General features: G+C 51.8%; 21 protein-coding genes. 4 read left to right on the top strand and 17 right to left on the bottom strand.

What is annotated here, in order from left to right; translation table 11 throughout:
* Positions 1 to 52: 52 nt before the first annotated feature.
* Together dtpA and ACJ9N4_RS09510 are read right to left on the bottom strand one after the other, a co-directional pair.
* Positions 53 to 1561: a dipeptide/tripeptide permease DtpA gene (dtpA, locus tag ACJ9N4_RS09505; RefSeq protein ID WP_182271223.1), complete on the bottom strand. Its 1509-nt coding sequence runs from the start codon at positions 1559 to 1561 to the stop codon at positions 53 to 55.
* A 629-nt stretch (positions 1562 to 2190) separates the two neighbouring features.
* Positions 2191 to 2763, bottom strand: a complete 573-nt coding sequence (locus tag ACJ9N4_RS09510; RefSeq protein WP_182271224.1) for a cytochrome b — start codon at positions 2761 to 2763, stop codon at positions 2191 to 2193.
* Between the two features lie 422 nt (positions 2764 to 3185).
* Between ACJ9N4_RS09510 and ACJ9N4_RS09515 the strand changes: the two genes are divergently transcribed.
* The gene (locus tag ACJ9N4_RS09515) at positions 3186 to 4100 is read left to right on the top strand and encodes an ATP-grasp fold amidoligase family protein (RefSeq protein ID WP_411500425.1); all 915 of its coding nucleotides are present in this window, start codon (positions 3186 to 3188) and stop codon (positions 4098 to 4100) included.
* A gap of 24 nt (positions 4101 to 4124) precedes the next feature.
* Here ACJ9N4_RS09515 and ACJ9N4_RS09520 read toward each other — a convergent pair whose 3' ends face one another.
* A complete protein-coding gene (locus tag ACJ9N4_RS09520; protein ID WP_196391215.1) occupies positions 4125 to 5192 on the bottom strand; it encodes an ATP-binding protein in 1068 nt (355 codons plus the stop codon).
* On the bottom strand, positions 5189 to 5893 hold the full coding sequence (locus tag ACJ9N4_RS09525) for a response regulator (RefSeq protein ID WP_182271227.1): 705 nt from the start codon (positions 5891 to 5893) through the stop codon (positions 5189 to 5191). The genes ACJ9N4_RS09520 and ACJ9N4_RS09525 overlap by 4 nt, the downstream gene beginning before the upstream one ends.
* A 381-nt stretch (positions 5894 to 6274) precedes the next feature.
* Here ACJ9N4_RS09525 and ACJ9N4_RS09530 point away from each other — a divergent pair, with 381 nt between their 5' ends.
* Complete coding sequence (locus ACJ9N4_RS09530; RefSeq protein WP_182918532.1) at positions 6275 to 6661, top strand: transporter; 387 nt, start codon at positions 6275 to 6277, stop codon at positions 6659 to 6661.
* A 296-nt stretch (positions 6662 to 6957) separates the two neighbouring features.
* Positions 6958 to 10053 carry a multidrug efflux RND transporter permease subunit gene (locus ACJ9N4_RS09535; protein WP_411500426.1) on the top strand — a complete coding sequence of 1032 codons (3096 nt, stop codon included), beginning with the start codon at positions 6958 to 6960 and terminating at the stop codon, positions 10051 to 10053.
* A gap of 74 nt (positions 10054 to 10127) precedes the next feature.
* On the opposite strand, the gene nth is transcribed toward ACJ9N4_RS09535, so the two are convergent.
* The 10 genes from nth to blr all read right to left on the bottom strand — a co-directional run bounded on the left by nth (position 10128) and on the right by blr (position 17484).
* Positions 10128 to 10763: an endonuclease III gene (gene nth, locus ACJ9N4_RS09540; protein WP_182271229.1), complete on the bottom strand. Its 636-nt coding sequence runs from the start codon at positions 10761 to 10763 to the stop codon at positions 10128 to 10130.
* Positions 10760 to 11446, bottom strand: a complete 687-nt coding sequence (locus tag ACJ9N4_RS09545; protein ID WP_182271230.1) for an electron transport complex subunit E — start codon at positions 11444 to 11446, stop codon at positions 10760 to 10762. Before ACJ9N4_RS09545 ends, nth begins: the two co-directional genes overlap by 4 nt.
* A 2-nt stretch (positions 11447 to 11448) precedes the next feature.
* On the bottom strand, positions 11449 to 12069 hold the full coding sequence (rsxG, locus tag ACJ9N4_RS09550; RefSeq protein ID WP_182271231.1) for an electron transport complex subunit RsxG: 621 nt from the start codon (positions 12067 to 12069) through the stop codon (positions 11449 to 11451).
* Positions 12070 to 12079: 10 nt separating this feature from the next.
* Positions 12080 to 13132, bottom strand: a complete 1053-nt coding sequence (gene rsxD, locus ACJ9N4_RS09555; RefSeq protein ID WP_182271232.1) for an electron transport complex subunit RsxD — start codon at positions 13130 to 13132, stop codon at positions 12080 to 12082.
* The gene (gene rsxC / locus ACJ9N4_RS09560) at positions 13133 to 15154 is read right to left on the bottom strand and encodes an electron transport complex subunit RsxC (RefSeq protein ID WP_182271233.1); all 2022 of its coding nucleotides are present in this window, start codon (positions 15152 to 15154) and stop codon (positions 13133 to 13135) included.
* Positions 15147 to 15725 carry an electron transport complex subunit RsxB gene (gene rsxB, locus ACJ9N4_RS09565; protein ID WP_182271234.1) on the bottom strand — a complete coding sequence of 193 codons (579 nt, stop codon included), beginning with the start codon at positions 15723 to 15725 and terminating at the stop codon, positions 15147 to 15149. Before rsxB ends, rsxC begins: the two co-directional genes overlap by 8 nt.
* On the bottom strand, positions 15725 to 16306 hold the full coding sequence (gene rsxA / locus ACJ9N4_RS09570; protein ID WP_182271235.1) for an electron transport complex subunit RsxA: 582 nt from the start codon (positions 16304 to 16306) through the stop codon (positions 15725 to 15727). Before rsxA ends, rsxB begins: the two co-directional genes overlap by 1 nt.
* Before the next feature lie 76 nt (positions 16307 to 16382).
* Complete coding sequence (locus tag ACJ9N4_RS09575; RefSeq protein ID WP_182271236.1) at positions 16383 to 16823, bottom strand: DUF2569 domain-containing protein; 441 nt, start codon at positions 16821 to 16823, stop codon at positions 16383 to 16385.
* An 87-nt stretch (positions 16824 to 16910) separates the two neighbouring features.
* Positions 16911 to 17126: a transcription modulator YdgT gene (gene ydgT, locus ACJ9N4_RS09580; RefSeq protein ID WP_013096896.1), complete on the bottom strand. Its 216-nt coding sequence runs from the start codon at positions 17124 to 17126 to the stop codon at positions 16911 to 16913.
* Between the two features lie 232 nt (positions 17127 to 17358).
* Complete coding sequence (gene blr, locus ACJ9N4_RS09585; protein WP_168112406.1) at positions 17359 to 17484, bottom strand: division septum protein Blr; 126 nt, start codon at positions 17482 to 17484, stop codon at positions 17359 to 17361.
* A gap of 243 nt (positions 17485 to 17727) precedes the next feature.
* Here blr and ACJ9N4_RS09590 point away from each other — a divergent pair, with 243 nt between their 5' ends.
* On the top strand, positions 17728 to 18768 hold the full coding sequence (locus ACJ9N4_RS09590; RefSeq protein ID WP_182918529.1) for an oxidoreductase: 1041 nt from the start codon (positions 17728 to 17730) through the stop codon (positions 18766 to 18768).
* A 43-nt stretch (positions 18769 to 18811) separates the two neighbouring features.
* On the opposite strand, the gene add is transcribed toward ACJ9N4_RS09590, so the two are convergent.
* From add to malX, 3 genes are all read right to left on the bottom strand, one after another.
* On the bottom strand, positions 18812 to 19813 hold the full coding sequence (add, locus tag ACJ9N4_RS09595; protein WP_411500427.1) for an adenosine deaminase: 1002 nt from the start codon (positions 19811 to 19813) through the stop codon (positions 18812 to 18814).
* A 96-nt stretch (positions 19814 to 19909) separates the two neighbouring features.
* Positions 19910 to 21082: a MalY/PatB family protein gene (locus ACJ9N4_RS09600; RefSeq protein ID WP_411500428.1), complete on the bottom strand. Its 1173-nt coding sequence runs from the start codon at positions 21080 to 21082 to the stop codon at positions 19910 to 19912.
* A gap of 48 nt (positions 21083 to 21130) precedes the next feature.
* A complete protein-coding gene (malX, locus tag ACJ9N4_RS09605) occupies positions 21131 to 22723 on the bottom strand; it encodes a maltose/glucose-specific PTS transporter subunit IIBC (protein WP_182918526.1) in 1593 nt (530 codons plus the stop codon).
* Positions 22724 to 22766 lie beyond the last annotated feature (43 nt).

A 22766-nucleotide genomic window follows, 5' to 3' on the forward strand; every position in this document is an offset into this window, starting at 1 on the left:
AAAGCCGCTAACGCAAAGTTAGCGGCTTCTGTTCAGTCGTTTCCCGATGACATTACGCGGTAGCGGTTTTGGTCGCTTTTGCGATTTTGTCGTCGTCCAGGGTCATACGATTCAGTTTAGGCGCTGTCAGCAGCATCAGAACGGCGATAACCGCTGTTGCAATGCCAATCTGCATGAATACGCTACCGTAGACATTCAGGGAAACCAGTGGGTCGGTCACGTTATCAGGCACCGCCATCAGGTTCGCGATTTTACCCGCGATGATGGCTGCACCTGCAGTGGTCAGGAACCAGCTACCCATGATGAAGCCCATCAGACGCTGTGGAACCAGCTGTGCAACCATTGCCAGACCCAGACCAGAGATCATCAGCTCACCGATAGACTGCAGCGCGTAGCTCAGGATCAGCCAGTTCACGGAGACGATACCTGCGTCGGTCGCAAATTTCGCGCCCAGTGGCAGCACCAGGAATGCACCAGAGCACAGTACCATGCCGATAGCAAACTTGTGTGGCATTGGCAGACGGTCGCCCATCTTGTTGTAGATAGCAGCCAGAATTGGGCTACCAATCATGATCCAGAACGGGTTCAGCGCCTGATACTGCTCCGGCTCGAACGCGATACCCAGGATGGAGTGCTCTACGTTACGGATGGCGAAGAAGTTCAGAGACGTTGGCATCTGGCTGTACAGTACGAAGAAGATAACCGCTTCCAGCATCAGGATGAACGCCACAATCATCTTACGACGTGCAGCACCCTGCATGGCGAAGGCTTCTTTCGCGAAGATGCACACAATACCCAGAGCAACCAGACCCAGAACGGCACGCGCAACGCCCTGGTTATGCAGCAGCCAGGTTGCGATCGTTGCGAGGATCACCACGCCAACGATGGTTGCCAGCAGTTTGCCCATATGCACTGGCTCGAAGTCTGGTTTTGAACCGTAGTTTTTAACCCAGCGTTTGCAGAAGGCAAAGTTCACTACGGTGATCAGCATACCGACAACGGACAGAGAGAACGCAACGCTCCAGCCGAATTTTGCTGCCAGCCACGGTGTTGCCAGCATAGAGAAGAAGGAACCGATGTTCACGGACATGTAGTACATCGTGAATGCACCGTCCAGACGTGGGTCATCTTTGCTGTAGCAGGTAGAGAGCAGGGAAGACGGGTTCGCTTTGAACAGACCGTTACCTACTGCGATGGTCGCCATACCCATATAGACGACAGCGGCATCGTGGCCAGACCATGCAACCAGCGCGTAACCAATGGCCAGAACGATAGCGCCCAGCATAATCACACGTTTGGTACCGAGGACTTTATCACCCAGCCAGCCGCCAATTGCGACCAGACCGTACACGAGGGCACTGAAAGAAGAGAACAGCGTGATGGAATCCGCTTCGGACATACCCAGTTGTTTGACCAGGTAAACCGCCATGATCCCTTGCAGGCCGTAATAACCAAAACGCTCCCATAACTCGATAGAGAAGATGAGATAGAACGCTTTTGGTTGTTTAAAAGCGTTAAGACTCACGCTTTCATCTGTTGGTTTATTGTTTGCAGTAGACACATATACCTCTTTTTTTACATCCCATATTAACGGGGGTGTTCATAGCGTGATGGCCGTAGTCCATCCGCCTTATAGTTATATTGGGAGGGGAAACGGCGGGTAATGTTCACTATCCTGACCCGTCTGGCAATACGTTTGTAATACTCTGTTACATATAACTGGGGCGGTATAATCATCGGGTCATACAAATGTTATTCAGCGTTAAATTTTGATGGTTGAGCATTGGTGGTTTTTTTCACTGCCAAAAACCCCTGAAGGCCCCCTTTCGGCAATATGTTCTGCTATTTGACCTTTACGGCAGTGATATAGCCTATAATCTGAAAAATGACTGGTCTTATATGTTGCTGATGGGCGGTTAAATCTTGTCTGGCTAAGGGGTTGCGGCGGTTTTAACAACAAAAATCCAACATGACGTTATCAGAGTGATCTCGATCACAGATGTATAGAAATTTTGGGTGATGAAAAAACAATTAACCTGTTTGAGTGCTAAATGACCGGGTAATTGACAGGAAGAGGGGTTACGAAAACGAATATTAAGCGGTAGAGATTTTTTGGCTGGCAATCAGCATTCCTGTCTGAATGCCAGCAGTGATAGCTCAGTACGCCATCGAATATTTTCAGCCCATCGACTAAGGCAACATACGTGTCAGCACGTCGTCACGACGCACCCAGTGATGGAAAAGTGCAGCGGCTATATGCAGACCCACCACGACCCACGCCACCCATTTACCTAAAAAGTGATGCACTGCATCAATGGGCACCTCAAATGCTTCAAAGCTCAAACCCCAGGTGCTGCTTATCCACCCGAACAGCCGGGTTTCGTTGAAGCCGGTTACGCTGAATAGCCCGAAATTCGTGGGGGCCCCGGTACCGAGGTATCCGGTCAGCGGCATCATAACCAGCAGTCCGTACAGACCCCAATGCGCGACGCTCGCAAGCGTGTGTTCAAGGCTGGAGCCGGGCACTTCTTCAGGCTGTACGTTCAGCAACCGCCACAGCAAGCGCGGAAGCACCAGGAAGCCCACCAGTAAACCCAGTACCCAATGAATATTGAGTACTGGCCAGGATCCCTGCGAAGTGTCGTCCATGAACCAGATGACATAATAGACGACGATGTAAGCGGCGATAAACGCGGCAGCAGTGGTCCAGTGGAAGAATTTAGCGAGCACGCCAAAGTGGGTTGCGGTGTTGCGCCATTGCATTTGTAATTATCCTGAAAAGTGTTGAAGGCCATGCAGTCCAGAAAGAGGAGCGATCCTCTTCAGCAGATGCGCTATATCTGATCGTCTGGTACAGACGTAGTTATTATTTAGCAACCCAAAATGACGCTTCTGTGACAATACCGGATATCATACAGAGTGCCGAATTATCCTGGAATGGAACGGTTGCTTATTTTATTATCGAAATAGCGACAGCGCATATCTTACTTCAGACCGATTACAGCGATGTTACGGCCTTCATTTTTATGCAACGTCCTTATCGGATGCTAATTGACGTATGCCTCTTATGTCAATAACGGCAAAAAATATATCCATGGCAGGGCCTGCTCCATATCCTCTCCATAATTTGCACAATATAAATCAATCATCCGCTAGCAAAATATTCATTGTGCCCAGGAGGAACAATGAACAAACTTAACGGTCATTTAAAATATGCTGAATATTTGCTCAGGAAATGGCGGTCTTTTTTCACAACAGACTTGCACTTCCATACAACCAGACTTTATAAATCATCAGGTAAACTTTCAAACTTAAGGCAGCCTGTAACGCTGAACGAAAAGCTATGTCACAGACTGATATTTGACCATAACACGTTATATACGTTTCTTGCTGATAAGCTTGCGGTTCGGGAGTATGTTCACGCCAGAACGCAAAAAATTAAAACGGTACCTCTGATTGGTATCTATAATAAAGCAGAAGATATCGATTTTAGCGTGTTACCTGAGAAGTTTGTTCTGAAGTGTAATCATGACTGCGGGAGCACCGTCATTTGCACAAGTCGGGACGGATTTAACACCACAAAAGCGGCGAACAGGCTTAAATTTGCGTTAAAACGAAATATGTATTACACCACGAGGGAGTGGCAATATAAGAATATCAAGCCAGTCATTCTCTGCGAAGAGTACATAGATTTGTTTTCGGGTCAGGACAGGAACAATACTCCTGAAATGCTGCGGGTGCATTGTTTTCACGGTGTTGCCTGCTTCGTTGAGGCAGATTTCACCGATGATAGTGGGAAAGGTTTTATCAATGTTTATGATAGGTCCTGGCGATTGCAACCATTCCAGATGGAATACCCGAATACACCACATATGATTCAGGAGTCTGAATCATTTCGTCATGCCATTGCTGCATCACAGGAGTTAGCAAAGGGAATAGACTATTGTCGTGTTGATCTTATGCTAAACAAAGATGAAATCTACTTCAGTGAAATTACATTAAGCCCAAAACGCGGGAAGCTTAAAATAACACCGTCAGAGTGGGATGCCAGACTCGGGGAGATGTGGCACTTAACGCCAGTAGAAAACAGGCTCGCATGAGCCTGTTTCATGATGTCGCTGACGTTACTTAGTCACTGGCCATGACAGCCTGAATACTGAGTGATTCTGCTGCGTTAGCCTGTAACTTGCATCACCACTGTGGGCTAACATGATAGCTCTGACCACCGATAACCCAAGCCCGCACCCTTCGGGATTGGCTTCTCGTGCGCCTTCTCCACGCTGAAAGGGCTGGAACAAAAATTTCTGAAATGGTTGGGGAATGCCGGGGCCCTTATCCTCAATCAGAATGTAGTTTTCTTTATCAGTAACGCCATTTCTCACGACGAGTGTCTTCGATGTTGAATAGTGTAAGGCATTATCAAAGAGTACGGTCAGGCACTGAATAATGCGCAAGGGATCGCAGACGCAGTGCTGGTGTCTGAGTTCAGTTATAATATTGAAATGATTGCTTTTAAATTCCATCGCGAAGGCATCAAGCGCACTTGTTATCGTTTCCTGAAGATCAACTTCACAGGGTGATAATGTATAACCTGCTCCTCCGGAAGAGCTAACAACCCTGAGATCTTCAATCAGATGGGTTAACCCTTCGGTTTGCTTGAGCAGATTTTTGAACAAAGCCGCGTCCGGTTCAAAAACACCGTCTACCAGCCCCTGAAGCCGTCCCCGCAGAATCGTCACGGGTGTTCTGAGTTCATGGGCAATAGCCGCATTCCACGACTGTCTCTGGGCCTCCAGCGTTTGCAACTTTTCGGCCATTTCGTTGAAATCATTAACAAGGTTATTTATCTCCCCCAACTGCGACGTAGCACAATACGCCCTGGCATCAAGATCCCCTTGTGAAATGCGTTTCAGGCTATAGGCTACAGCGTTTAGCGGAGTCAGTATTCTTGCTGACAATTTCAATGTGAAAAAGAGGGAAATCATCAGACTGGTTGTTGTCGCGATGATTATCCATGACCAGTCCAGCAAGGTCATCTTGTCTTCTTCTCCGGATGCCAGACCTCCCGGAATGTAATCTATTAAAAAGGTATAAAATAAATAGGTTCCCACGATGGAGATAATAATGATGATGAACGTTAGCGATAGCATGTACGTCAATATTTGACGGCTCAGAATAGGCTCTTTTCTCATTTATTCTCACCCAACCGGTAACCCATCCCCCTTATACTTTCTGGAACCCCTTTAAGGCCTGCGTGTTCAAGTTTTTTACGCAGTTTACTCATGTGGCTGTCTACCGTTCGGTCAAGCGTGTCGCCTTCAGGCAGGCAGGCGTTAAGTAATTCTTCACGGGAACACACTTTTCTCGGGTTTCTGGCCAGATAAGTCAGGAGCTTAAATTCGGTTGTTGTCAGTACCGGGGTAACAACGTCACTCCCGACGGTGATCTCAATATAGAAATCATCAGGGTAGATGGTAATAAATGGCGTTCTGAGTGGTCTGGCACCAGCCTGCTGTGCGTTGGGTTTTGTTCGGCGCAGCACCGCTTCAACCCTCGCAACCACCTCGGAAGGATTAAAGGGTTTGATAACATAATCATCAGCACCAAGCCGTAAGCCCATGAGTTTATCCACATCCTGATCAAGCGCGGTGACCATAATGACGGGAACATTACTTTCTTTACGCAACGTTGTCAGGACACTCCAGCCATCAAACACGGGCAGGTGGATGTCCAGCAAGATAAGATCGGGTTTATTAAGGCGACTAAGGCTTATTGCCAGCTCGCCATCCGCCGCCCTGAGCGTCTTCATTCCCGCACGTTGTAAATAGCTCATCAGGATATCGGCTATTTCATCATCATCTTCGGCAACCAGGATTAGGTTGTTTTTGTTCATTTTATCTCCTGTTGTACGGATAATATATGCTATGTCTTATCTGAGTATATGGCTGAAAAATTTGATACCAAAAGCAAATTAACGCCCATTGTTTGACCTGTCAGGTCTGTATGAAGCATTCAGACCCTCCTTTTATGTAAAAGTTGCAGTTATAGTGAAAATTTCCATTGTTGTATCAGGTAAGTGATAAAGGTCATTTAGAATGGTATCTCCACATTGGCTCCACATTACGGAAATAAATACTCAACACAGTAGTGTAATAGTGTGCAGGGCGTGCATTCAGGTATAGATGGAAAGGATATATTCTGTGAACAAATGAACTTCTGGAAAAAGAACCTGTCCATGACTTGCCACATTAATTAAATTTCGACGCTAATGAGTATGAACATTAAAAAATATGCAGTATCCAGAAAAATCAGCATCTCATTTGTATTCCTGTTAATGTCCTGGGGGTTGCTCTATCTTTGGCTGGTTCTGATGCACAATGAAGAAGAGCAAGTGGCGTCGACCATCCTCTCGTCACCGTTGATTTATGGCTGCATATCAATGTCAGTTCTGTTACTCATTTCGCAAAAAAAATCAGGGGCGCTTAAGGAGTTATGTATTTTGACTTTTGGTTTGGTGGTGATTTTTGCTTACCTTATCCTTATCTTCACCACGCTGCTGAATGTTCCGCCAGATATAGACGATCTGGTCTTTTACTATGAATGTTTTTTGTTGATCTTTTTTATTGGCTCACCTTTATATCTGATCATGAGAATGATTTGAATGCATGTGTAACACAAATTCAGATATTACATATTTATCTAAATAGGGGGGCGCAAGATCTCTGAGCCTGGCTCAACATTTCCTCCATAAACCCCCCATACACTCTAAACATGTACACCGTAGACTCAACACATGCTGAATGTCGCTTTATCTGGATGACATTCCGCAGCTGCTTACAAAAATTTTGCCACTCCGGGATCCCGGTAAACGGGTAACAACCGACGACGATAGACGTTTATCGGGTGGAGCATTCTGACTTACCTGAACGTTATGTTAGCTGACTGGAAGTATATTTAATGCCACAATTTTTTATTGAACGTCCTGTTTTCGCCTGGGTAGTGGCGCTGTTCATCGTTCTGACTGGAATATTGTCTATACCGCGTTTACCCGTCGCTCAGTATCCGGCAGTCGCGCCGCCTGGTATCATTATTTCGGTCAGTTACCCTGGCGTCAGTCCTGACGTCATGAACACATCCGTCGTTTCACTCATCGAACGTGAAATTTCTGGCGTGGATAATTTGCTTTATTTTGAATCCTCCAGCGATACCAGCGGTACAGCTTCTATTACGGTCACGTTCAGGCCTGGCACAGACATTAAACTTGCTCAGATGGATCTGCAAAACCAGATAAAAATTGTGGAGCCCCGTCTACCTCAGGCAGTTCGTCAAAACGGTATTAACGTTGAGGCGGCAAATTCCGGGTTTCTGATGATGGTGGGGTTAACCTCCAGCACAGGAGAGTACCAGGAAGCAGATTTGAGCGACTATTTTGCCAGAAACGTGAGCGATGAGCTTCGGCGGGTGCCAGGCGTGGGAAAAGTTCAGTTGTTTGGCGGTGAAAAAGCCCTGCGGATATGGCTGGATCCAATGAAACTGCACAGTTTTGGCCTTTCTGTCACCGACGTACTGACTGCCGTTGCCCAGCAAAACATGATCGTTTCACCTGGCAGAACGGGCGATGAGCCTGCAGTACCCGGGCAGGGGGTGATGTATCCGATTACGGTGATGGGGCAGCTCTCCTCTGTGGATGCTTTTCGCAATATCACCATTAAGTCAGAGACGACAGGCGCACGTCTGAAGTTGTCCGATATCGCTCGCGTTGAGTCCGGGCTGCAAAGTTATGCTTTCGGCATCCGCGAGAAGGGGGTACCTGCCACGGCAGCCGCTATCCAGCTTTCGCCTGGCGCAAATGCGATAAGCACGGCATCGGGAATTCGCGAACGGATTAGCGAGCTTTCAGGTGTCCTTCCTGAAGGGATGGCGTTTACGGTTCCCTTTGATACCGCTCCCTTTGTGAAGCTTTCAATTCTGAAAGTCATGCAGACTTTTGCTGAAGCGATGGTGCTGGTCTTCCTTGTGATGCTGCTTTTTCTGCACAAGATACGTTGCACGCTGATCCCGGCTATTGTGGCACCGGTGGCACTTCTGGGGACCTTTACCGTGATGCTATTAAGTGGTTATTCCATCAACATTCTGACGATGTTTGGTATGGTGCTGGCGATTGGCATCATCGTTGATGACGCCATTGTTGTCGTAGAGAACGTCGAACGTCTGATGGAAGAAAAAGGGTTGTCTCCCCGGGATGCAACGCGGGAAGCTATGCATGAGATCACGCCAGCAATCATAGGCATTACGCTCGTACTCACCGCCGTATTTATTCCAATGGGTTTTGCGACCGGTTCCGTCGGCATCATTTACCGGCAATTTTGTATTTCTATGGCCGTGTCTATTTTGTTATCGGCATTTCTGGCGCTAACGCTTACACCTGCGCTGTGTGCCACGTTGCTTAAGCCCCATCCGCCTGGCCAGAAGAACAGAGGCAATGCGTTTTCGTTGTGGTTTAACGCACGTTTCCACACGCTCACGTCCTTTTATGAGTCCGGTCTGGGCGGTGTTCTGAAGCGGACCGGGCGCATGATGCTGCTGTATGCTGCATTATGTAGTGCCTTGTTTGTCGGGTTATCCTCGTTACCTTCTTCGTTTCTGCCAGACGAAGATCAAGGCTACTTTATGTCTTCTATCCAGCTGCCTGCAGACGCCACGATGCAGCGTACCCTGAAGGTGGTGAAAACATTTGAAGATGAAATTGCGTCACGGCAGGCAATTGAAAGCAACATCATGATCCTCGGATTTGGGTTTTCAGGTTCAGGGCCGAATTCGGCAATGTCCTTCACCACGCTGAAAGACTGGAAATACCGTAAGGGAGCCACCGCGCAGGATGAAGCCGACCATATCCAGTCCAGAATGGAAGCTGTTCCTGATGCGGTCACAATGAGCCTGCTTCCACCGGCAATTTCCGATATGGGGACCTCATCCGGATTTACCTATTACCTGCAGGACAGAGGGGGGAAGGGGTATCAGGCATTAAAAAATGCAGCGGATGAGCTCGTGCGGCATGCCAACCAGAGTTCACAATTGACGGATGTTTATATTGATGGGCTTCCGGAGGGAACCCGTCTGGCCCTTAATGTGGACAGGGAAAAGGCGGAAGCCATGAGCGTGTCGTTTGAAGAGATTAATCAAACGCTTTCCGTCACAACAGGCTCAAATTACGTCAATGACTACACAAATAATGGCCGGGTTCAGCAGGTTATTGTACAGGCCGATGCACCTTACCGCATGCAGCCTGAGCAGTTACTGAACATCCCGGTAAAAAACCGCTTGGGGCAAATGGTACCCTTGTCGACATTTGTGACCCAATCCTGGGCCGTCGCACCACAGCAGTTAAATCGTTATCAGGGGTATCCTGCTATACGCATCACCGGCAGCGCGGCTCCGGGGGGATCCAGTGGTACTGCGATGGCAGAGATGGAAACGCTGGCAGGGCGTTTACCCGCAGGCTTTGCAGGAGAATGGGCGGGCAGCTCATTACAGGAAAAAGAGTCTGCATCTCAACTCCCGGGGCTCATTGTCCTGTCGATTTTAGTGGTGTTTATGGTTTTGGCGGCACTGTATGAAAGCTGGTCTATTCCGTTTGCGGTTATGCTGGTTGTTCCGCTGGGGCTCCTCGGCGCGGTTCTGGCTGTGACCATTGCGAATATGACGAACGATGTCTTTTTCAAAGTGGGGCTGATAACCCTGATAGGGCTGTCTGCCAAAAATGCGATTCTGATTATAGAGTTTGCGAGGCAGTTACGGGCTCAGGGTCACACGTTGATACAGGCAACTTTAGCTGCGTCGAAGCAACGCTTAAGGCCGATACTCATGACGTCACTTGCTTTTACGCTGGGGGTCGTGCCACTGATGTTCGCCAGCGGAGCAAGCGACAGTACGCAGCACGCAATTGGTACGGGCGTTTTCGGCGGTATGATAAGTGGTACTTTACTCGCCGTTTTCTTTGTGCCCGTTTTCTATGTGGTGATTATGCGTTTCATTGACACGCGGAAAAAGTAGGAAGCCAGACAGAACGTCATGCCCCGACAGCATCATCTGCCGGGGCATTCTGACGTCACTGCCGCCTGCAACCCTTACAATGATTCTTTGCTATCGTATTCGCAGAGATCTTCAATGATACAGGAGCCGCAGCGAGGCTTGCGCGCAATGCAGGTATAACGGCCATGCAGAATCAACCAGTGATGGCAATCGACCTTAAATTCGGCGGGAACCACTTTTAACAGTTTCTCTTCAACCTGTTCTACGTTCTTACCCGGTGCGAAGCGAGTGCGGTTGGATACGCGGAAAATATGGGTGTCAACGGCGATAGTTGGCCAGCCAAACGCAGTGTTCAACACCACGTTAGCTGTTTTACGCCCAACGCCAGGTAACGCCTCCAGCGCAGCACGATCTTCCGGTACTTCACCGCCGTGCTGTTCAAGCAAAATCCGGCAGGTCTTGATGACGTTTTCCGCTTTGCTGTTAAACAGGCCGATGGTTTTGATATACGACTTCACGCCATCTACACCAAGCTCCAGCATCGCCTTTGGCGTGTTGGCTACCGGATAGAGCAGGGCAGTCGCTTTATTGACGCTCACGTCAGTGGCCTGCGCCGAAAGCAACACGGCGATCAATAGCTCAAACGGCGAGTTAAAATTCAGCTCCGTCGTCGGATGTGGGTTCTCGTCCCGCAGACGGGTCAGGATCGCGATGCGTTTTTCTTTATTCATGAGGCCTTCTCGGGTATCCCTTCCTGTACGCTGCGCTCGGCAGCACGGCGTTTACGTTTCTCATCAATCAGATATTTTACCGCCAGCATCATGCCGAGGCCAATAAAAGCGCCCGGCGGTAACATCGCCAGCAGGAATGGTGTATCCGTATGGAACACCTCGATACGCAACGCTTTTGCCCAGCCGCCCAGCAGCGCATCGGCACCGTCAAACAGCGTTCCGTTGCCCAGAATTTCACGCAGAGATCCCAGAACAAACATTGCGCAGGTCGCACCCATGCCGATGGAAAAACCATCCAGGGCTGACATTGCCGGGCTGTTCTTCACCGCAAAGGCTTCAGCGCGTCCGACCACAATACAGTTGGTCACGATAAGCGGAATAAAAATCCCCAGAGACTGGTACAGACCAAAAGCATAGGCGTTAATCAGCATCTGAACGATACTCACCACCGAAGCGATGATCATCACGTAAATCGGAATGCGGATTTCCGACGGTGTCCAGCGGCGCAGCGCGGAGATGGACAGGTTGGTCAGGGTCAGCACCAGCGTTGTCGCCAGCCCCAGGCCAAGCGCGTTGGTGGCGGTGGATGTCACTGCCAGCAGCGGGCACATCCCCAGCAATTGCACCAGTGCGGAGTTGTTTTTCCACAGCCCCTGGACGATAACCTCTTTAACCTGGCTCATGACTACTCCTCACAGGCCGGAAGATTATTAATTTGCGCGGGCAGTGTTTCTGCATACAACCCGGCTCGTTTTACGGCATTGACGACGGCGCGCGGGGTAATGGTTGCGCCCGTGAACTGGTCGAATTCGCCGCCATCTTTCTTCACGGCGAAAGCCGTGTCTGTCTCACCGTGGATCACTTTACCGGCAAAATGCAAAATCCAGTCGCTCAGACGCAGTTCGATTTTATCTCCCAGCCCTGGCGTTTCATGATGTGCCGTCACGCGGGTACCCAGCACGGTACCGGAAAAATCGCTGCCAACGAGCAGTTGAATGGCACCGGAATACCCGTCGGGGGCCGTCGCTTCCATGACCGCGCCCACGGCCTTATCCCCTTTGCGGGCAATAAAGACGCGATGTGTGCCTTTGCCTAACTGCGGTGCCTGCACCACGAAACAGCTTTTCTGCAGGTCATTATCGTAGACGTCAGACGGGATCACCTGATCGAACAACGCTTTTTGCTGCTTCGCTGCCTGTTCATCAATGGTCGTTTTGGTCAGTGCGTTTACCAGCGCCGTCAGCCCTGTCAGGACGGCGGCGAAAATGGCCAGCGTGACGCCATGTTTTTGCATTGTTTTCAGCATAGCGAAACCCTTAACGATGACCATACACACGCGGACGCGTGTAGTAGTCAATGAGCGGAACGGTGATGTTGGCAAGCAGGACGGCGAAGGCAACACCGTCCGGGTAGCCGCCAAAGCTACGAATAAGCCACACCAGCAGCCCGGCGAGCGCGCCGAAAATCAGGCGACCGCGATTGGTGGTAGACGCTGTGACCGGGTCGGTCAGGATAAAGAACGCACCCAGCATGGTCGCGCCGGAGAGCAGATGCATCTGCGGGCTGGCAAGTGACTCAGGAGAAAACACCCAGCCCAGCGTGGAACAGACTGCCAGCGTCACAAGGAAACTGACCGGAATATGCCAGCGAATCGCTTTTTGTTGCAGCAGGAACACGCCACCCAGCAGATACGCCAGGTTGACCCACTGCCAGCCAGCACCTGCCAGCACACCGCTGTAAATCGCCGATTTCATGATCTGCTCAACGCTGTGCCCGGCATGCAGGGAGGTTTTAAAGGTATCAAGTGGGGTGGCCTGGCTGATACCGTCCACACCCATACGCAGCGTGTTCATATCGGCACCGGATGCCGTATGGCTGGTAAAGATCATCTGCAGGGCATCCATAAAACCTGGCACTGTGGCTGCTATTTCGTGCGGCGGCAACCAGCTGGTCATCTGTACCGGGAAGGAGATCAGCAGAACCACGTAACCGATCATCGCCGGGTTAAACGGGTTATGGCCCAGCCCGCCATAGAGTTGTTTGGCAATGATCACTGCGAACACGGTACCGAGAACCACCATCCACCACGGAGCAAACGGTGGAATACTGATAGCCAGTAGCAGGCCGGTTAACAGCGCGGAGTTGTCGCTCAGAATACGGGAGACATCCATCTTACGCAGCTTCAGCACCAGCGCTTCAGCCGTTAACGCACTGGCGCAACCCAGGACTAACTGGAAAAGGGTTCCCCAGCCGAAAAACCAGCACTGTACGGCGATGCCCGGCAGTGCGGCCAGACAGACCAGCATCATAATCCGGGACGTCTGACGCTGGTTATGGGTGTAGGGGGAACTTGCGATTCTGAAAACCATTTAATCCTCGTTAACTGCTTGCTGTGCGGCTTTCTTCGCCTGAACGCGCGCAATCGCGGCAGCGACGGCGGCTTTGCGTGGATCGTCATTTGCGGTCAGGGGCTGTTCTTCCTGCTGTGCCGCTTTGCGTGCTTTGGCCCGGGCAATCGCTGCTTCAACGGCAGCTTTGCGCGGATCAACCGGCGCGTCTGACTCCGTGGTTTGCTCCAGCTGCGCGGCTTTACGCGCTTTGGCGCGGGCGATAGCCGCTTCCACTGCAGCCTTACGTGGGTCAACCTGTTCAGGCTCAACAACCACGTCCTGCTGTCCGGCTTTACGCGCTTTGGCGCGAGCAATAGCCGCTTCAACGGCAGCTTTACGCGGATCGGCGTTCACTTCCGGCTGTACGTCTTGTGCTTTCTCTGCCTGACGTGCGCGTGCTGCGGCCTTACGCGCTTCACGGGCGGCAATAGCTTCGCTGTTATCCGGTTTCTCGCCTGCCGGGATCACCACGGTTTGTGCGGCGGTAGCTTTTTTCTCCCGCACGCGAGCCAGCGCGGCGTTTATCGCATCCTGATCTTTCTCTCCAGGCTGGACGGCTGCCTGCTTATGGCGCTCCTGACGGGCCATTTTCTCGCGTTCGAGTCGTGCCTGACGGGCTTCAAAACGGGCTTTTGCGTCGGCAGCGCGTTTCTCTTCCTGGGAGATGGCATAAATTTCAGCCTTCTCCTGACGGAAATATTGCACCAGCGGGATGTTGCTTGGACACACCCAGGCGCAGGCACCGCATTCTATACAGTCGGCAAGGTTGTGTGCTTTAGCTTTATCGTGCAGCTGACCTTTGCTGTACCAGTACAACTGCTGCGGGAGCAGATCCGCCGGGCAGGCGTCGGCGCAGGCGCTACAACGAATACAGCCTTTCTCTTCCTGCTCTTCGCCCATTTCCGTCGGGGAAGGGGCGAGCAGGCAGTTGGTGATCTTCACGACCGGGACATCCAGCCACGGCAGGGTAAAGCCCATCAGAGGGCCCCCCATAATCACCATCTGGTCACTGCCAGGGCAGAACCCGGCCTGATCCAGAAGATGACGCACTGGCGTACCCAGACGCGCCCAGACGTTGCCAGGCCGGGAAACTGACTCCCCGGTCAGCGTCACCACGCGCTCGGTCAGCGGTTCACCGTCAATCACTGCACGCTTCACGGCATAGGCGGTACCGACGTTTTGCATCAGCACGCCAATATCGGAGGAGCGTCCGCCGTGCGGAACCTGTTTACCGGTCAAAATTTGTGTCAGCTGTTTCGCGCCACCTGACGGGTATTTAGTCGGGATAACGCGCAGGCTGATATCATGACAGCCTGCCAGTACTGCGCGCAGCATGGAAATGGCCTGCGGTTTGTTATCTTCAATACCAATCAGCACGTCGCGCGGCTGCAGGATGTGCGCGAGGATACGGATACCTTCCACCACCTGTGCAGCACAGTCCTGCATCAGACGGTCATCGGCGGTGATATATGGCTCGCACTCGGCGGCATTGATGATCAGCGTCTGAATTTTATCGCCGCCGCCGCGCAGTTTGGTGCCCGTCGGGAACCCTGCACCACCCAGACCGGCAACGCCGAACTGATGAATGCGTTCGATAAGTGCTTCACGACTCTGGGTGCGGTAGTCGCTCCAGCCGTCACGGTCTATCCAGCGATCTTCACCGTCGGCTTCAATAACGACGCTCAGTTCAGACAGTGCAGAAGGGTGGGCAACGGTATGGGGCGCAATCGACACCACTTTGCCGGACGTTGGGGCGTGTATCGGCAGCATACGTCCGCGACCAAAGGTCAGCGGCTGGCCGCGAAGGACAATGTCACCTTCTTTTACGCACAGTTCACCTTCCGCGCCGATATGTTGTTTCAGCGGCATGACGTAACGGGTGGCCAGCGGAATTTGACGCAGCGGCGTACCGTTGGACTGGGTTTTCATCTCTGGCGGATGAATACCGCCGTCAAAGTCCCAAATCTTCTCTTTTCTGAACGCAGAAAATAACTTAAGCATGTTGTTCCACAGGAATGATGCGAACCGGAATGGTTTGAAGATCCCACTTCCAGCTTTCGGTAGTCGTTTCGACCGGACGCAATTCTATGCACTGTGTCGGGCAGGGGGCCACGCAGAGATTACAGCCGGTGCACAGATCTGCCACTACGGTATGCATGGCGCGGGTTGCGCCAACAATGGCGTCGACAGGGCAGGCCTGAATACATTTGGTACAGCCAATACAGTTTGCTTCGTCGATCACGGCAAGGGCCCGAACCGGCTCCTGTACCTCCGCATCACCATCAACAGGCTGCGGATCAACGTTAAGCAGGGCCGCTATTTTCAGCATCACCGCTTCGCCACCTGGCGCACAGCGGTTGATTTTCTCACCCTGAATACCGACGGCTTCTGCATAGGGGCGACAGCCAGGGTAACCACATTGCCCACACTGGCTTTGCGGCAGGAGCTCATCAATTTTTTCTACAACCGGATCGTCCTCGACCGCAAACCGACGGGAGGCGTAACCCAGAATCAGGCCAAACATCAACCCCAGGACGCTGATGGAGGCGATGGCAATCCAGATAGCATTCATTACAACTTCACCAGCCCACTAAAGCCCATAAAGGCCAAAGACATTAAACCTGCGGTCACCAGTGCAATCGCATTCCCGCGAAAGGGCGCAGGGATGTCCGCAGCCGCCAGGCGTTCACGAATAGAGGCAAACAGCACCATCACCAGCGAGAAACCGACGGCGGCAGAGAAGCCATACAGCGCCGATTGCATGAAGTTATGCCCGAGGTTGATGTTCAGCAGTGCCACGCCAAGTACGGCGCAGTTGGTGGTGATCAGCGGCAAAAAGATGCCCAGCAGGCGATACAGCGCAGGGCTGGTTTTGCGCACCACCATTTCGGTAAATTGCACAACAACCGCGATAACCAGGATAAAAGCCAGCGTGCGGAGATAGGTTAACCCCAGTGGGATGAGGATCCAGGTATCAATCCACCACGCGCAGACAGAGGCCAGCGTCATGACGAAGGTTGTCGCCAGCCCCATGCCCATTGCAGTTTCCAGCTTTTTGGAAACTCCCATAAACGGGCACAGGCCAAGAAACTTCACCAGAACGAAGTTGTTAACCAGCACAGTCCCGACAAAGAGCAGTAAGTAATCGGTCATTATTCAGCCTGAAATAAAAAAGCCGCCTATTATCGGATAAACCACAACAGGCGACAACAGGTTAACTGTAAGGTTATTACGGGTTGACGAAGGTTTTTTTCACCCGCGTCGAACGCTTGAAGTAAGGCACCAGCAGCGCAGCCGCCAGCAGCGGGAAGAGCAGCTGACGAACGGCCAGAGCGTCGGAAACAGGTGAAAAAGCAAACGCCTTTACCGCCAGCAGCACCGAAATGAGCAGCCAGATAATGTAGTGTTTCGGTACACTCTTGCGGCGCTTAAAGAACGCAATGGTGAGCCACAGCGTGTAGTACCACATGGCGATCGCGAAAACGAAAGACACAAACCACATCGCAATATTAAGCACGCTTTGCGACATCAGGGTCTGGATTGCATGAGGTGTAATCAGTGCTGTAGTGTAAAGCAACAGCGCAAGTGAGGCGCTTAATAAAGCAACCAGCAGCCATGCCAGTGGGGCGATTAACCAGCCTCCAATTCTTTCTCCAGGCGTTGCGGTCATGAACTCTCCCATAAGTCTGCGCGAAATGTTGTACAGCCAGTTTGCAGGGCGGAGAGTATATAACATTTCGCGCGGATGGCTACTTTCTTATAAAACGTAACGCCATACAGATTTAGGCACTTCACCGACGTTGAACAAACGGCCACCAGAGACAAGCTCCGCACGGCGATGGTCAGCGGCGCGATACATATTAATGATGTCCTGATTATCCGACAGCGTGTAGTTCAGATGGTCAAACAGTTTTTCCAGGCTCTCAAGGGAATTGATCTTGCGAAATTTTAATAAATAGTCCTGAACTGTCATGTTAATAAGTTTCCATATAAAAGTGAGTAATACCATTAAAGGTAATTCGTTCGAATAATAAACGGATTAATAAAGACGTAAACAGCCCACTCAGGTAACGCGACGAAATTAGGAGTTTTCTTTGCTGAAAGATTCAGGCATCGACTGATGCCTGGAAGAGAAGGTTAACCGTGTTCAACACGACTGGCAATAAGTAACTGACATATTATGTCACTCTTTATTGCAGCCCGGGCTACTTCGGTTGCGCGACAGTGACAGGCTCCGGCGGCTGGTAGTTATCGATATGACTGGCAACGCCGAGCAAAATGACCGAAACCCCAAGAACAATCCATCCCGCTAATTCAATGATTCTATTAATAATTGACGTCATGATTCGTGTTTGTAATTTATCCATAAATACAGATTGCAAATGTTACAGTGCAGTTTCTGTCACGGCAAGCGCTTTGGGAACGTTTCCCCTAAGCAAAATCAGAAGGTTACATTAATGTAACAAAAACAACCGGCACAGGATGCTATTCTAAGTCATATGGCACATTATTAATCTGTAGTGACACCAGGATAGCCAGTGTGAAATAAGAACATCACATGAGAGGGCAACACTATGAGTGATAGCATCCGTGTCGGGCTTATTGGTTACGGGTATGCAAGTAAAACATTTCACGCGCCTCTGATTGCCGGAACGCCGGGAATGACGCTGGCGGCGGTTTCAAGCAGCGATGCAACCAAAGTGCATGCAGACTGGCCCACCGTTCCGGTGGTCTCTGAGCCCAAACATCTTTTCAACGATCCAGATATTGATTTAATTGTTATCCCCACCCCGAACGACACGCACTTTCCGCTGGCGAAGGCCGCACTGGAAGCCGCTAAGCATGTGGTTGTCGATAAACCCTTTACCGTGACGTTGTCACAGGCGCGTGAACTGGATGCGCTGGCAAGAAGTTCTGGCAGACTGCTGTCGGTATTCCACAACCGACGCTGGGACAGCGATTTTCTGACGGTAAAAGCGCTCCTCAGCGAGGGGACACTGGGGGAAATTGTTTATTTTGAATCGCATTTTGACCGTTTCCGTCCCCAGGTGCGTAACCGCTGGCGGGAACTGGCGGGGCCGGGTAGCGGTATCTGGTACGATTTAGCCCCGCATCTGCTCGACCAGACCGTGAATCTGTTTGGCCTGCCGGTAAGCATGACGGTTGATCTGGCTCAGCTCAGGCCTGGCGCACAAACGACGGATTACTTTCACGCAATCTTAAGTTACCCGCAGCGCCGTGTCGTGCTTCACGGAACGATGCTGGCCGCCGCAGAATCTGCGCGGTATATCCTCCACGGTACGCGGGGGAGCTACGTGAAGTTTGGTCTGGATCCGCAGGAAGACCGTCTGAAAAACGGGGAGCGTTTACCGCAGGAAGACTGGGGTTACGACATGCGGGATGGCGTAGTGACGCGTGTTGAAGGTGAGGAGGTGGTTGAGGAAACGCTGCTGACTCTGCCGGGTAACTATCCCGCGTTTTATGCCTCTGTCCGTGATGCGCTGAACGGTGTCGGGGAAAACCCGATTCCGGCCAGTCAGGCTATCCAGATTATGGAGCTGATCGAACTGGGGATTGAATCCGCCAAACATCGCGCGACGCTTTGTCTGGCGTAGATCCTTGCAGGCCGGGTACGCGCAGTGCGACCCGGCAATAATGTTACTTCTGAGCGACCTTCTCGCGTAGCGCCTGTTTCTCCGCTGGTGTTAAGAAGGCACTTTCCAGCCCGTTAATTTGTGCCTGACGGATCTGCTCGCGGCTCAGCCCCGCCTGCGGTGCAGAGATGTTGTATTCGTGGATAATATCCACCCCCTGAACGGCCGGATCGTCGGTGTTCAGCGAGGCCAGAACGCCATGCTCCAGGAACGTTTTCAGCGGATGCTGCGCCAGCGTTGGCACCGTGCTGGTCTGGATGTTGGAGGTCAGGCAAGATTCAATGCCAATGCGCTGTTCTGCAAGGAAATCCATCAGCGCGCGATCTTCTACTGCCTTCACGCCGTGGCCAATACGCTCGGCACCCAGTTCACGGATCGCCTGCCAGATACTTTCCGGGCCTGCCGCTTCGCCTGCATGAACGGTGATATGCCAGCCTGCATCGCGTGCGCGGTTGAAATGAGAGAGGAACAGATGACCCGGGAAGCCCAGCTCGTCACCGGCCAGATCGACGGCGGTGATCTGGTCACGATGTGCCAGCAGCGCTTCCAGTTCCTGCAGGCAGGCCGCTTCACCGAACGTACGGCTCATAATGCCAATCAGACGCGCCTGTACATCGAAGGCTTTGCACCCTTCGCGCACGCCTTCAATCACGGCTTCCACCACACCTGCAACCGGCAGGTTGTGGTTCATTGCCATATAACCTGGCGAGAAGCGCAGTTCGACATAATGCAGGCCGTTACGGGCAGCATCTTCAATGTTCTCAAAGGCGACACGGCGGCAGGCGTCCAGCGAGGCCAGCATTTTCACGCCCCAGTCGAGCTTGCTCAGAAAACTGACCAGATCCGGTTCATTTGAGGTGACCTGAACGTGAGGGATCAAGGTTTCAAGCGTTTGAGCAGGAAGAGTTAAATTGAACTGGCGGCCAAGATCGAGAATGGTTTGGGCACGAATGTTACCGTCAAGGTGACGATGAATATCAGTTAAAGGAAGGCTTGTATCAATCATGGTCGCACTCTTTTCTGGTTAAAGTGCGTCATATTATAAAAACAAAACGGGGTAAAAATCCATTTGCGCAATGGAATATTCCGTTGCGCAAATGCGTTACAGAAGGGTGTTCACCCCGGAAATAAGCCGCTTCACCCCTTTTTCCAGCTTACTGCGCGGGCAACCCGCATTGAGGCGAATAAAACCGTTACCCTCTTTTCCATAGGTATATCCCGGCATGATGGCGACTTTTTCCTGCTCAATCAGCACGTTTTGCAGCGCCTGCTCATCAATGTTTAACGGGCGTAAATCAATCCACGCAAGATAGGTGGCCTCAGGTGGCTGCCAGTTTAATTTCGGAAAAGCACTGTTCAATTCATGAGCGATATAACGCAAATTCTCTTCCAGGTAAGCCCGCAATGCATCCAGCCACGGCTCACCCTGTTGATAGGCGGCAATATGCGCGGTCAGCGCCAGCACGGAAGGGGAAGAGAGCCCGTCACGGCCTTTTAGCGCACTCAGGTAGCCATGACGGCTGTCGTCATCGCCAATAAGGCCGTATGCGCCCGTCAACGCCGGAATATTAAAACTCTTGGAGCCGGAAGTCAGCAGTGCCCATTTGCCACGGGCAACCTCGTTCCACGGGGTATGACGATGCTCTCCCCACACCATGTCCATATGAATTTCATCGCTGATCACCGCCACATCATAACGTGCGCAAAGATCTGCCATGAGGGTCAGTTCATCGCGCGTCCATACCTTGCCCGTCGGGTTTTGTGGGCTGCACAGCAGCAGGATTTTGTTTTCCGGTTTTGCCAGTGCGGCCTCAAGCGCGGCCATATTACCCTGCCAGCCGGTAGCCTGTTTCTCCATCGCAACTGCAACCACATTACGTGCATTACCCTCGATGGCTTTATAAAAAGCATCATACGCCGGGGTATGAACGACGACACCGTCGCCGGGTTTTGACCAGAGACGAATCAGTTCGGACACCATATAGATAACGGAAGGCCCGTAAACGACAGTATCGGTATTGATACGGCTGTTAAAGCGTTGACGGAACCAGTGCGCGACGGCGGCCAGAAACTCATCGTTTTTCCAGCGGCTATAGCCAAACACGCCGTGATTGATTCGCTGGTGCAGCGCGTCGGTAATGCAGGGGGCGGTGGCGAAATCCATATCGGAGATGGTGAAAGGCAGCAGGTCTGCGGCTCCAAAGCGGTCAGCGACATAATCCCACTGGGTACACCAGGTACCGTGACGATCCACCACGGATGAAAAATCAAACATGACTTTAGTCCTTAAAGTAAAACCCCCTCGTGCTGAGGGGGGAAGGTATCAGGCTTCTACTGTACGCATCAGGGTGGTCAGTTCGTCTTTCACTGACTGTACCTGCGGGCCGATGACCACCTGCAAATTATGCTGATTTAACTGTACCACGCCGATGGCCCGGTTGGCTTTCAGGGCATTGGTATCAACTTTGGACATATCTGCCACCGACAAACGCAGACGGGTGATGCAGTTGTCCAGCGAGGTAATGTTATCCGCACCGCCCAGCGCCGCGAGGATAGCAGGGGTGTTATAGCCCGATTTGCCCACCGTACCTGCAACCGCCTGTTCAACGCTGGTGGCGGAGTCGGTATCACGGCCCGGCGTTTTCAGGTTAAAGCGGGTGATGGCGAAGCGGAAGATAGCGTAGTACACCGCGAACCAGATAGCGGCCACCACCGGTACCAGGTACCATTTGGTGGAGAGGCCGTGCAGGATCCCGAACACCACGAAGTCAATCACGTTGCCGTCAGTATTACCGATAGTCACGCCCAGGATGGCCATCGTGGTAAAGCCCAGACCGGTCAACACGGCGTGGATGAGGTACAGCACTGGCGCGACGAACAGGAACAGGAATTCGATTGGCTCCGTGGTGCCGCCCACGACGCAGGCGATCACACCGGAAATCAGCAGACCTTTAATTTTATGACGGTTTTCCGGGCGGGCACAGTGGTACATTGCCAGCGCGGCACCCGGCAGACCGCCCAGGAAGGCTGGCATTTTACCCTGAGACAGGAAGCGGGTCGCACTCTCGGAGAAGCCGTGCGTTGTCGGACAGCTGAGCTGAGCCTGGAAGATGGTCAGCGCACCGCTCACATCGTGTCCACACACATCCATCGTTCCGCCTGCTTCGGTAAAGCGAATCAGGGCCACCAGAATATGTTGCAGACCGAATGGCAACAGCAGGCGCTCGCCGGTACCGAAGATCATCGGGCCAAAATCACCGGCACCGTTAATGATGCGACCAATACCGTTGATACCCAGCGCGAAGACCGGCCAAATCAGGGGGATGATCAGACCAAACAGCCCCATTACGACGAGCGTGATGATCGGAACAAAGCGGGTGCCGCCAAAGAATGCCAGCGCATCAGGCAGACGGATGTTGTGGAAACGCTCGTGCAGCATCCAGATGATCACTCCTGCGATCACGGCACCGAGGATCCCGGTATCAATGGACTGAATACCAATCACGCTCTGGATGTTGTTGGCTTTCAGGATGGCAGCATCGGTCGTTGGCAGAATGCCTTTCGCGGTCAGCCAGAAGTTGACCGCAAGGTTCATGACCGCGTAACCGACGAAGCCGGCAAATGCGGCCACGCCTTTGTTTTCACGTGCCAGACCCAATGGGATAGCGATACAGAACATGACCGGCAGGAAGCTAAACGCAAAGGAGCCGACTTTACTCATCCAGATAAAAATCGCCTGCAGCACAGGGTTGCCAAGGAATGGGATCAGCGTGATGACATCATTACTGCTCAGCGAACTGCCGATCCCGAGCATGATCCCGCAGAAAGAGAGTAGTGCCACGGGCAGCATAAAGGTTTTACCCAGTTGCTGGAAAAACTCCCACAGCGATATTTTTTGTGCCGCTTTTGCCGTCATAAAACGACTCCTTTATTGTTAAAATCGGTTTATCTGCTTCAAT

Origin of the sequence: Enterobacter sp. LM3 (assembly GCF_046622475.1) — a bacterium.
Classification (GTDB): domain Bacteria; phylum Pseudomonadota; class Gammaproteobacteria; order Enterobacterales; family Enterobacteriaceae; genus Enterobacter; species Enterobacter cloacae_P.

Bases quoted from the DNA above. Each gene is read 5' to 3' on its own strand.
- ACJ9N4_RS09535 (WP_411500426.1), top strand. From the start codon at position 6,958: ATGCCACAATTTTTTATTGAACGTCCTGTTTTCGCCTGGGTAGTGGCG.
- ACJ9N4_RS09515 (WP_411500425.1), top strand. From the start codon at position 3,186: ATGAACAAACTTAACGGTCATTTAAAATATGCTGAATATTTGCTCAGG.
- ACJ9N4_RS09530 (WP_182918532.1), top strand. From the start codon at position 6,275: ATGAACATTAAAAAATATGCAGTATCCAGAAAAATCAGCATCTCATTT.
- ACJ9N4_RS09510 (WP_182271224.1), bottom strand. From the start codon at position 2,763: ATGCAATGGCGCAACACCGCAACCCACTTTGGCGTGCTCGCTAAATTC.
- ACJ9N4_RS09590 (WP_182918529.1), top strand. From the start codon at position 17,728: ATGAGTGATAGCATCCGTGTCGGGCTTATTGGTTACGGGTATGCAAGT.
- ACJ9N4_RS09545 (WP_182271230.1), bottom strand. From the start codon at position 11,446: ATGAGCCAGGTTAAAGAGGTTATCGTCCAGGGGCTGTGGAAAAACAAC.
- ACJ9N4_RS09520 (WP_196391215.1), bottom strand. From the start codon at position 5,192: ATGAGAAAAGAGCCTATTCTGAGCCGTCAAATATTGACGTACATGCTA.
- ACJ9N4_RS09525 (WP_182271227.1), bottom strand. From the start codon at position 5,893: ATGAACAAAAACAACCTAATCCTGGTTGCCGAAGATGATGATGAAATA.
- rsxC (WP_182271233.1), bottom strand. From the start codon at position 15,154: ATGCTTAAGTTATTTTCTGCGTTCAGAAAAGAGAAGATTTGGGACTTT.
- nth (WP_182271229.1), bottom strand. From the start codon at position 10,763: ATGAATAAAGAAAAACGCATCGCGATCCTGACCCGTCTGCGGGACGAG.
- ACJ9N4_RS09600 (WP_411500428.1), bottom strand. From the start codon at position 21,082: ATGTTTGATTTTTCATCCGTGGTGGATCGTCACGGTACCTGGTGTACC.
- rsxB (WP_182271234.1), bottom strand. From the start codon at position 15,725: ATGAATGCTATCTGGATTGCCATCGCCTCCATCAGCGTCCTGGGGTTG.
- ydgT (WP_013096896.1), bottom strand. From the start codon at position 17,126: ATGACAGTTCAGGACTATTTATTAAAATTTCGCAAGATCAATTCCCTT.
- ACJ9N4_RS09575 (WP_182271236.1), bottom strand. From the start codon at position 16,823: ATGACCGCAACGCCTGGAGAAAGAATTGGAGGCTGGTTAATCGCCCCA.
- add (WP_411500427.1), bottom strand. From the start codon at position 19,813: ATGATTGATACAAGCCTTCCTTTAACTGATATTCATCGTCACCTTGAC.
- rsxA (WP_182271235.1), bottom strand. From the start codon at position 16,306: ATGACCGATTACTTACTGCTCTTTGTCGGGACTGTGCTGGTTAACAAC.
- malX (WP_182918526.1), bottom strand. From the start codon at position 22,723: ATGACGGCAAAAGCGGCACAAAAAATATCGCTGTGGGAGTTTTTCCAG.
- rsxD (WP_182271232.1), bottom strand. From the start codon at position 13,132: ATGGTTTTCAGAATCGCAAGTTCCCCCTACACCCATAACCAGCGTCAG.
- rsxG (WP_182271231.1), bottom strand. From the start codon at position 12,069: ATGCTGAAAACAATGCAAAAACATGGCGTCACGCTGGCCATTTTCGCC.